8 protein-coding genes and 3 tRNA genes are annotated in these 10,474 nt (G+C 53.5%); all 11 read left to right on the forward strand.

What is annotated here, in order from left to right; all coding sequences use genetic code 11:
- The first annotated feature begins 244 nt into the window (after window positions 1–244).
- The 11 genes from ACTQ52_RS08485 (at window position 245) to purD (ending at window position 10,471) form a co-directional block, all read left to right on the forward strand.
- Window positions 245–317: transfer RNA gene (locus ACTQ52_RS08485), tRNA-Asn, on the forward strand.
- Window positions 318–321: 4 nt separating this feature from the next.
- A tRNA-Thr gene (locus tag ACTQ52_RS08490) sits at window positions 322–394 on the forward strand.
- A gap of 72 nt (window positions 395–466) precedes the next feature.
- Window positions 467–540 (forward strand) — tRNA-Ile (locus ACTQ52_RS08495).
- 277 nt (window positions 541–817) lie between these two features.
- A complete protein-coding gene (htpG, locus tag ACTQ52_RS08500) occupies window positions 818–2,902 on the forward strand; it encodes a molecular chaperone HtpG (RefSeq protein ID WP_441982344.1) in 2,085 nt (694 codons plus the stop codon).
- A 369-nt stretch (window positions 2,903–3,271) separates the two neighbouring features.
- The gene (gene purE / locus ACTQ52_RS08505) at window positions 3,272–3,766 is read left to right on the forward strand and encodes a 5-(carboxyamino)imidazole ribonucleotide mutase (RefSeq protein ID WP_410043770.1); all 495 of its coding nucleotides are present in this window, start codon (window positions 3,272–3,274) and stop codon (window positions 3,764–3,766) included.
- Between the two features lie 132 nt (window positions 3,767–3,898).
- A complete protein-coding gene (purF, locus tag ACTQ52_RS08510) occupies window positions 3,899–5,389 on the forward strand; it encodes an amidophosphoribosyltransferase (RefSeq protein WP_441226862.1) in 1,491 nt (496 codons plus the stop codon).
- A gap of 148 nt (window positions 5,390–5,537) precedes the next feature.
- On the forward strand, window positions 5,538–6,587 hold the full coding sequence (gene purM / locus ACTQ52_RS08515; protein WP_410043768.1) for a phosphoribosylformylglycinamidine cyclo-ligase: 1,050 nt from the start codon (window positions 5,538–5,540) through the stop codon (window positions 6,585–6,587).
- 13 nt (window positions 6,588–6,600) lie between these two features.
- Window positions 6,601–7,329 (forward strand): IMP cyclohydrolase, encoded by a 729-nt coding sequence (locus tag ACTQ52_RS08520; RefSeq protein WP_441226863.1) that lies wholly within the window; start codon window positions 6,601–6,603, stop codon window positions 7,327–7,329.
- A 15-nt stretch (window positions 7,330–7,344) separates the two neighbouring features.
- The gene (locus ACTQ52_RS08525; RefSeq protein ID WP_410043766.1) at window positions 7,345–8,529 is read left to right on the forward strand and encodes a phosphoribosylaminoimidazolecarboxamide formyltransferase; all 1,185 of its coding nucleotides are present in this window, start codon (window positions 7,345–7,347) and stop codon (window positions 8,527–8,529) included.
- 70 nt (window positions 8,530–8,599) lie between these two features.
- Window positions 8,600–9,202: a phosphoribosylglycinamide formyltransferase gene (purN, locus tag ACTQ52_RS08530; protein ID WP_410043765.1), complete on the forward strand. Its 603-nt coding sequence runs from the start codon at window positions 8,600–8,602 to the stop codon at window positions 9,200–9,202.
- A 3-nt stretch (window positions 9,203–9,205) separates the two neighbouring features.
- Window positions 9,206–10,471, forward strand: coding sequence for a phosphoribosylamine--glycine ligase (gene purD / locus ACTQ52_RS08535; RefSeq protein ID WP_410043764.1), 1,266 nt, complete (start codon window positions 9,206–9,208; stop codon window positions 10,469–10,471).
- Window positions 10,472–10,474: the final 3 nt, after the last annotated feature.

The raw sequence follows: 10,474 nt of genomic DNA on the forward strand, positions 1-10,474 counted from the left end.
TGATAGGGCTAAGCTGTAAGTGCTGCAAAGCATTCAGGTGATAGTTACTAATAGGTCGAGGGCTTATCCAATGTGCGCAAGACGAGTGAAGCGTGAAGATTTACTTCCACATTCACGAGTATGCGGCATCTACGACAGTAGATGTGCTGGTAGGTTTGATGTTTTATCTACAGAATAATATATAAGCGGTATATAGTTTTCAAGGCACGATATATATAATTTGTTCCCTTCGCGGGGCAGCTATTCCTCCATAGCTCAGTCGGTAGAGCACGCGGCTGTTAACCGCGGTGTCGTTGGTTCGAGTCCGACTGGGGGAGTTGTGCCGGTATAGCTCAGTTGGTAGAGCAACTGATTTGTAATCAGTAGGTCTTCGGTTCGAGTCCGAATCCCGGCTTTCAGCCTTAGCTTTCAGAGCTAAGGCTTTTTTAAACTGATGAATATCGATTCCTCGATATTTATATAAGATGGAACTGTAGCTCAGCTGGTTAGAGCAGTCGGCTCATAACCGATCGGTCCCGGGTTCGAGTCCCCGCAGTTCCACGCTTCAGGCCCCAGTGATGGGGCCTTTTTTAATTCTTCTAATTAGTGTATCAGATCAGCCCCTCCGGGTCCCCTTGGCTGATCTGATACACTAATTATGAATTATCTATGAATTATTAGCAGTACAGCTTGTAGAGTGCTAACATCGGTGCTATACTTCTTTTCGTTGTGAATAAAATGAATCATCTGTATCCGCCTTCAATGGACAGTATGCGTCTGTCCGGCACGAAGAAGGACGATACGAGATGAAATCTACATAGTATAAGAGGTAAATGTTATGGCACAGAAGGGTACACTTTCGATCAATTCTGAAAACATATTCCCGATTATCAAGAAGTGGATGTATTCCGATCAGGATATCTTCGTACGTGAGGAGATCTCCAACGCATGTGATGCGATCACGAAGCTGGAGAAGCTGAGCCTCATCGGCGAGTGGACGAAGCCTGCAGACTATAAGGGCAGAGTCGATGTGATCGTCGATTCCGAGCATAAGACCATCACCTTCCAGGATAACGGTATCGGTATGACCGCAGAGGAGGTCGAGAAGTATATCAATCAGATCGCCTTCTCCGGTGCGACGGACTTCATCAACAAGTATAAGGATAAGGCCAACGATGATCAGATCATCGGACACTTCGGCCTCGGCTTCTACAGTGTCTTCATGGTTGCAGATCAGGTCGACATCGACACTCTGTCCTATAAGCAGGATGCGACAGCGATTCACTGGACCTGCAACGGCGGTACGGAATATGAGATGACCGATGGCGACAAGAAAACCGTCGGTACCACCATCACCCTCCATCTGAACGACGATTGTCTCAAGTACGATAACGAGTGGGAGATGCGTGAGATCATCGAGAAGTACTGCTCCTTCATGCCGGTCGAGGTCTATATCACGAAGCTTCCGAAGGACACTGAGACGATCCAGGCGGATCAGAAGAAGGACGGTGATGTCGTCGTAGAGGAGATCCCTGAGAAGGTCGAGAAGGATGCTGATGGCAAGGAGACGAAGACACCGGCGAAGCTGAAGATCGAGAAGCGTCCGCAGCTCCTGAACGATACACATCCGCTCTGGGGGAAGACGCCATCCGAGTGCACGAAGGAAGAGTATATCGACTTCTATCATAAGGTATTCCGCGACTATAAGGAGCCGCTGTTCTGGATCCATCTGAACATGGATTACCCGTACAACCTGAAGGGCATCCTCTACTTCCCGAAGATCAACATGGAGTATGAGTCTGCCGAGGGTATCATCAAGCTCTATAACAACCAGGTCTTCGTCGCAGACAACATCAAGGAAGTCATCCCGGAGTATCTGATGCTCCTGAAGGGCGTCATCGACTGTCCGGATCTGCCGCTGAACGTATCGAGATCCCAGCTCCAGAACGACGGCTTCGTAAAGAAGATTCAGGATTACATCACAAAGAAGGTCGCCGATAAGCTGTCCGGCCTCTGCAAGACCGATCGTGAGAACTATGAGAAGTACTGGGACGATATCGCACCATTCATCAAGTACGGCTGCCTCCGCGACGATAAGTTCTGTAAGAAGATGACCGATTACATCCTCTTCAAGGACATCAACGGTAAGTTCCTCGCCCTGCCGGAGTGCCTCGAAGTCGAGAAGAGTGACGTCGACGAAGCCACAGAAAAGGCCGGTGCTGAGAACAGCGCAGCGGACGAGACGGCTGCTTCCACGGGAGATACAGCGAAGACCGCGGAGAACAGTGACAAGCCTGAAAAGAACAAGGTCATCTACTATGTCACCGACCCTGTTCAGCAGAGTCAGTACATCGCGATGTTTAAGAATGCAGGTAAGGATGCCGTCATCCTGCCGGAGCGCATCGACCAGCCGTTCATCTCTGAGCTCGAAGCGAAGAACCAGGGCGTTCACTTCCGCAGAATCGATGCTGATCTCAGTGAGGAGTTCAAGGCAGCGGTAAGTGCGGATGAGCAGAAGACCCTCGACGAGCAGCAGAAGGATCTGGAAACCGAGATCCGTGCCGCATCGAAGAAGGATAAGCTGACGGTAAAGCTTCAGAAGCTGACACAGTCCTCCATCGCGGCGATGCTTTCCATCTCCGAGGAGAGCCGTCGTATGAATGACATGATGAAGATGTATGCGATGAGTGGTATGCCGATGAGCGATATGCCGGTCGATGAGACACTGATTCTCAATACCGAACATCCGCTGGTACAGTATCTGATCGAGCATCGTACGGATGAAGCAGCGAAGGAGACCGTCGACATGATCTCCGAGCAGCTCTACGATCTTGCGAAGCTGCAGCAGTCCCCGCTGAGTGCAGACGAGATGACAAAGTTCATAAGCCGTTCAAACGAAATCCTTCTTAAAATGGCAAAGTGACAGCTTGACGGAGCAGACGGCATCTAATATAATTTTGTTGTCGTTGTTCACAAGTTTCTCGGGCGAAAGGATTTGGGGATGAAGCACATGGCTGGAAACAGACATACGAATCACCTTTTAGCGATGTGTGCACTCGGATTCTCAGGACAGGCCGGATTTATCGGGCTTAGTGTAAGCTGCGAAATTAATAACGACATCTATTCGAATACCGTAAAATAATAGAAGGGGGAACAGCCTGCGCTGTTCCCTCTTTTTGTTGTTGATTACAGGCTCACGCTTCTGGCATGAGTTCTCTGTGATGCCCTCCGGGCGGACGTATTCAGAGTGATATCGGAAGCGGTGCTTCCACGGATCAGGAAAGGAGTTTGCATGAAAAAAGTTGCGATCATCATGGGAAGTGATTCAGATCTTCCAGTAGTTGAAAAAGGCATCAGTGTCCTGAAGGAGTACGGAGTACCTTTTGAAGTTCATGTATACAGTGCCCACAGAACACCGGAGGAGGCTGCACAGTTCTCGAAATCCGCACGTGAAAACGGCTTCGGTGTCATCATCGCCGCTGCCGGCATGGCTGCGCACCTCGCAGGTGCCATCGCAGCGAATACCACACTTCCGGTGATCGGTATCCCATGTTCATCGAAGGTACTTGAGGGCATGGATGCACTTCTTTCCACGATCATGATGCCACCTGGAATTCCGGTTGCCACGGTCGGCGTCAATACCGCAAAGAACGCAGCACTGCTCGCCATCGAGATGCTGGCGATCGAAGATGCCGCACTCGCACAGAAGCTTCAGGATGAGCGTGATAAGAATCATCAGACGATCCTGGAGAAGAATGCCGCCATCGAGGCGCAGTTTAACAGCTGAGCGATCGGTAGGGGCGAAATCACACATAGTAACGATTACGCGCCGGCAGTATCGGAGGCATGCACATAAACGTACTTTATTTCATGACCATCGCAGGCGCAATTATATTTCTATACATCTAAAGGGGAATCTATGGGAAAAATTAATGACGAGTGTGGCGTATTTGGCATGTACTCGAAGACAACCAAGCCACTTGCAAGACTGACCTACTATGGGCTGTTTGCGTTACAGCACCGTGGCCAGGAATCGGCCGGTATCGTCGTAAACGACGAGGGTGTCTTCCGTTTCTATCGTGAGCTCGGTCTCGTCAGCGAGGCGATGACGAAGGAACAGCTCGACCGTCTGGGCGACGGACAGATGTCCTGCGGTCACGTGCGTTACTCCACCTCCGGCATCACAAACCGTATCAATGCGCAGCCGATCGTCGTAAATCATGTGAAGGGCCGTATGGCACTCTGTCATAACGGAAATCTGGTCAATTCCACAGAGCTTCGCCGTAACCTCGAGCTGGAGGGCTGTATCTTCCAGTCCACTACGGATACCGAGGCGATCTCGTATGTCATCACGCGTGAGCGTCTGAAGACGAAGTCGATCGAAGAGGCGGTGACCAATTCTGTAGAGAAGCTGCACGGTGCCTTCTCTCTGGTCATCATGTCGCCGTCGAAGCTGATCGCCGTACGTGATCCGCATGGCTTCCGTCCGCTCTGCTATGGTGAAACCGAGGACGGTTCCGTCGTATTTGCCAGTGAGTCCTGTGCACTCGATGCAGTCGGTGCGAAGCTGGTGCGTGACCTCGAGCCGGGTGAGATCATGGTCATGGACCAGAATGGTCTCCGCTCCATCAAGGATCACTGCAAGACGGTGAAACCGTCTACCTGCGTTTTCGAGTATATCTATTTCGCACGTCCGGATTCCATCATCGATGGTGCATCTGTACACGATGCCAGAATGCGTGCCGGTGAGTTCCTCGCAGAGGAGCATCCGGTCGATGCAGACGTCGTGATCGGCGTTCCTGACTCCGGCCTCGATGCCGCGGTCGGCTACAGCCGGAAGTCCGGTATCCCGTATGGTATCGGTCTCATCAAGAATAAGTACATCGGACGAACCTTCATCGCACCAGGACAGACGGAGCGTGAGAATCTCGTCAAGATCAAGCTGAACACGATCCGCTCCGAAATCGAGGGCAAGCGTGTCGTCCTGATCGATGACTCTATCGTACGTGGAACCACCAGCGCACGTCTCGTCAAGCTCGTGCGGGAGGCCGGCGCGAAGGAAATCCACATGCGTATAACCGCACCGCCATTTCTGTACCCTTGCTACTATGGAACCGATATCGACAGTCAGGACAATCTGATCGCCTGCCACCATACCGTCGATGAGATTGCGAAGATCATCGGGGTTGATTCGCTCGGATACCTCAGTGTGGAGAATGTGCTCCGTATCGCGAAGAATGATCCGAATGCAGGCTACTGTGCCGCGTGCTTCAATGGTCAGTATTCAACGGAGCTGCCAAGCGTCAGCGAGAAGAATCGTTTCGAAGAGAAGATTCCAAAGGCCTGGAGAGATGCACACACGGATGACCCGAACAAGAAGTGGAATCCGAACAGCGAGGCCAATGCATAAGCCACGTGAGGCATGGAAGAGACGCATGGAATAAACGTATCCACACGAAATATCCATATAAGCTATCCGAATGAAATAATATCATGACATTTCACGATAAAATGTCATTCGAAGTATCATGACGATCAAACGATAAAGGAGTTTAGATATGAATACAAAGAGCTACAGTGAGGCATACAAGGAGGCAGGTGTTGATATCACGGCCGGCTACAAGTCCGTAGAGCTGATGAAGCAGTACGTCGCGAGAACCATGACCGAGGGTGTCGCATCCGGTCTCGGCGGCTTCGGCGGTCTGTTCGAGCTTCCGGAGGGCTACAAGCACCCGATTCTCGTGTCCGGTACCGACGGTGTCGGCACGAAGCTGAAGATCTCCTTCCTGATGGAGAAGTATGACACCGTCGGCATCGACTGCGTTGCGATGTGTGTAAACGATGTCATCTGCTGTGGTGCGAAGCCACTGTTCTTCCTCGACTACATCGCCTGCGGCAAGAACGTGCCAGAGAAGATCGCCGACATCGTAAAGGGTGTAGCCGAGGGCTGTGTTCAGAGTGACAGTGCGCTGATCGGTGGTGAGACGGCAGAGATGCCGGGCTTCTATCCGGAGGATGAGTTCGATCTCGCCGGTTTCTCTGTCGGCATCGTGGATAAGGAGAAGGTCATCGACAACAACTCCATGAAGGCAGGTGATGTCGTGATCGCACTTCCAAGCTCCGGTGTGCACTCCAACGGTTTCTCACTGGTACGTAAGGTCTTCGACATCGACCATATCACGAAGGAGGAGCTTCGTAAGCCGCTCGAGGAGCTCGGTGGTCAGTCCCTCGGTGAGACCCTGCTGACACCGACCGTCATCTATGTAAAGCCGGTGCTCCAGCTGCTTGAGAAGGTGACTGTGAAGGCCATCAGCCACATCACCGGCGGTGGTTTCTATGAGAATATCCCGAGATCCATCCCGGATGGCCTCGGTGCAAAGATCCGTATGGATGACGTACGCGTGCTTCCGATCTTCAAGCTGATTCAGAAGACCGGCGATGTATCCACACACGATATGTTCAATACCTACAACATGGGTGTCGGCATGAGCGTTGTCGTAGCGAAGGAGGATGAGGCGGCAGCACTCGAGGTACTTCGTGCAAATGGTGTCGAGGCATACCACCTCGGTGAGATCATCGCGTCCGACGATAAGGTCGTTTTAGAGTAAGGAGAGTAAAAACATGGCAACATATGATGTAGCACAGCTTCCAGAGCTGCTGAAAAACAACGAGTACCCTGGCCGTGGCATCGTGATCGGCAAGTCCGCGGATGGACAGTCCATCGCCATCGCTTACTTCATCATGGGGCGTAGCGCAAACTCCAGAAACCGCTTATTTATCGAGGATGGTGACACCGTCACCATCTACCCGGCAGACGCCAGCAAGGTCGAGGACCCGAGCCTCATCATCTACAGCCCGATCCGTAAGATCGGTGATAATCTGATCGTGACCAACGGCGATCAGACGGATACCATCTATGATTTCCTGAAGGAGGGCAACACCTTCGAGGAAGCCCTCGAAACACGTGAATTCGAGCCGGATGGTCCGAACTGGACACCGCGTATCAGCGGCCTCGTGATGCTCGATGATTCCGACCGCTATAAGATGTCGATTCTCAAGTCCCAGGATGCAGAGGGCACCGACTGTGCACGCTATACCTACAGCTACAAGCTGCAGAATGGTCTTGGCCACTTCATCCATACCTACAAACAGAACGGTAATCCGATTCCGACCTTCGAGGGAGAGCCGGAGCGTGTCGCGATCCCGAACAGCGCGGAGGAGTTCGCAGAGGCGATCTGGAACAGCCTGAACGAGGATAATAAGATTTCCATGTACGTACGCTATATCAATGTCGTAGACGGTAGCGTAACAAACAGAATGATTAACAAGTTCACAAAGGTGAACGCATAAGAGGAGAGGGCAGCGATGAAAGAGTTTGAATTAAAGTATGGTATGAACCCGAATCAGAAGCCGGCGAAGATCTACATGCACGACGGCTCTGATCTTCCGATCGAGATTCTGAATGGCCGTCCTGGCTATATCAACTTCCTCGACGCACTGAACAGCTGGCAGCTGGTTTCCGATCTCAAGGAAGCCACCGGCATGGTCGCCGCCGCATCCTTCAAGCACGTTTCTCCTTCCGGTGCCGCGATCGGACGGAAGCTTTCCGACAAGCTGAAGAAGGCCTGCTTCGTAGACGATATCGAAGGACTCGACGAGTCTCCGCTGGCCTGTGCGTATGCGAGAGCACGTGGTGTCGATCGTATGTCTTCTTACGGTGACTTCATCGCCCTGTCGGATACCTGTGATGCGACGACCGCACGCATCATCCACCGCGAAGTGTCGGATGGCGTCATTGCCCCAGGCTACACGGAGGAAGCGCTCGAGATCCTGAAGACGAAGAAGAAGGGAAACTACAATATCATCAAGATCGACCCGAGCTACCGCCCGGATCCGGTCGAGCACAAGCAGGTATTCGGTGTGACCTTCGAGCAGGGCCGCAACGAGTACAAGGTGACCGAGGAGGCCTTCGCAAACATCGTGAGTGCGAACAAGGAGCTCACCGAGGAGGCGCGTCTCAACATGACCATCGCCCTCATCACCATCAAGTACACGCAGTCCAACTCCGTAGCGTATGCAGAGGATGGTCAGGCCATCGGTGTCGGTGCCGGACAGCAGTCCAGAGTGCACTGCACACGTCTCGCAGGTGATAAGGCGGATCACTGGCACCTTCGTCAGACCGACCGCGTCCTGAACCTTCCGTTCAAGGAGGGCCTCCGTCGTGCCGATCGGGACAATGTCATCGACGTATACCTCTCCGAGGAGTGCGAGGATGTCCTGAAGGATGGCGCATGGCAGCAGTACTTCACCGAGCAGCCGGCTCCATTTACGAGAGCAGAGCAGAAGGCGTACCTCGCTACACTCACCGGAACGGCCCTCGGCTCCGACGCGTTCTTCCCGTTCGGTGACAATGTCGAGCGTGCACGGAAGTCCGGTGTCAGCTACATCGCAGAGCCGGGCGGATCCATCCGTGATGACAATGTCATCGAGACCGCGGATAAGTACGGTATGGTGCTGTGCTTCACCGGCATGCGTCTCTTCCACCATTAATCACATGGGGTGCGCCCGAAGGCGCATATAATGGCATTGTCTCCTTGTAGATTGAGAGGGATATATACAAATGAAGAATAAAACTAGAATTGCCGTGCTGGTCAGCGGCGGTGGTACCAACCTCCAGGCGCTGATCGATGCACAGCATCGTGGTGAGATCCCGGATGGCGAGATCGTCCTCGTCGTCGGCTCCCGTGAGGGGATCTATGCACTGGAACGTGCAGAGAAGGCCGGCATCGAGCATACCGTCGTGCATAAGGATGAGCCGAAGCTGATCGAAACCTTACAGTCCCACAGCATCGACCTCGTCATCCTGGCCGGCTATCTGACGATCCTGGGCCCGGATTTCATCCATGCGTATGCGGATCGCATCATCAACATCCATCCGTCCCTGATCCCGAGCTTCTGCGGCAAGGGCATGTACGGGCTTCGCCCGCATGAGGCCGCACTCGCCTACGGTGTGAAGGTGACCGGTGCAACCGTACATCTCGTAAACGAAATTCCGGATGGCGGACGTATCCTTCTCCAGAAGGCCGTCGCGATCGAGGAAGGCGATACGCCCGAGATCCTTCAGAAGCGCGTGATGGAGCAGGCGGAGTGGAAGCTTCTGCCGGCCGCAGCCGAGCTGATGAGTAAGGAAATCCGTGAACAGAAGCGTGAACAGGAGGCATAAACGATGAGAATTGGCGTCGTAGGTGGTGGCGGACGTGAGCATGCCATCATCAAAGCAATCAAGAAGAATCCTTCGGTCGAGAAGCTCTATGCGATCCCTGGCAACGGCGGTATCGCAAGAGACGCCGAGTGCGTACCAGAGATCAAGGCAACCGATGTCGAGGGCGTCGTAAAGTTCGCCGTCGAACAGAAGCTGGATTATGTGGTCGTCGCACCGGATGATCCGCTCGTTGCGGGCATGGTCGATGCACTCGAGGCAGCCGGCATCCCGGCCTTCGGACCGGAGGGCAAGGCAGCGATCATCGAGGGCTCGAAGGTATTCTCGAAGAACCTGATGAAGAAGTACCACATCCCGACCGCGGGCTATGAGGTATTCACCGATATTCATGCTGCAGAAGCATATGTCGAGACCTGCCCGATCCCGACCGTCATCAAGGCGGACGGACTCGCACTCGGAAAGGGTGTCATCATCGCGATGACCCGTGAAGAGGCGATCGAAGGCATCAAGACCATCATGGCAGAGCACAAGTTCGGCCACTCCGGCGACCAGATCGTCATCGAGGAGTACCTCGAGGGTCCGGAGGTCTCCGTCCTCAGCTTTACCGACGGTAACGTCGTCGTGCCGATGATCAGCTCCATGGATCACAAGCGTGCCAATGACAACGATGAGGGCCTCAATACCGGCGGTATGGGCACCATCGCACCGAACCCGTACTACACGAAGGAGATCGCCGCTGTCTGCATGGAGACCATCTTCAAGCCGACCATCGAAGCGATGAAGAGTGAGGGCCGCACCTTCAAGGGCTGCCTCTACTTCGGTCTCATGCTGACGAAGGATGGCCCGAAGGTTATCGAGTACAACTGCCGTTTCGGCGATCCGGAGGCGCAGGTCGTACTGCCGCTGCTGGATTCTGACCTGCTGACCATCATGCAGGCCGTCACCGAGGGCAGACTCGCGGATGTCGAAGTGAAGTGGAAGGATGAATCCGCCTGCTGTATCATCGAGGCATCCGGCGGATATCCGGTGGCGTACGAGTCCGGCTTCGAGATCACGGGTGTCGATCAGGTGGATCATGTCTACGTCGCAGGTGCAGACCTCCGCGATGGAAAGCTCTATACCCACGGCGGTCGTGTGCTCGGCGTCGTTGAGACCGCACCGACTCTGAAGGAGGCCATCGATAAGGCGTATGCAAGTGCAGCGAAGGTCAGCTTCGAAAAGATGCACATGCGGAAGGACATAGGACAGCGTGCACTGAAGGCACTGAGTTAAGGA

The sequence above is a fragment of the Oribacterium sp. Sow4_G1_1 genome (assembly GCF_052116105.1).
GTDB lineage: Bacteria > Bacillota > Clostridia > Lachnospirales > Lachnospiraceae > Oribacterium.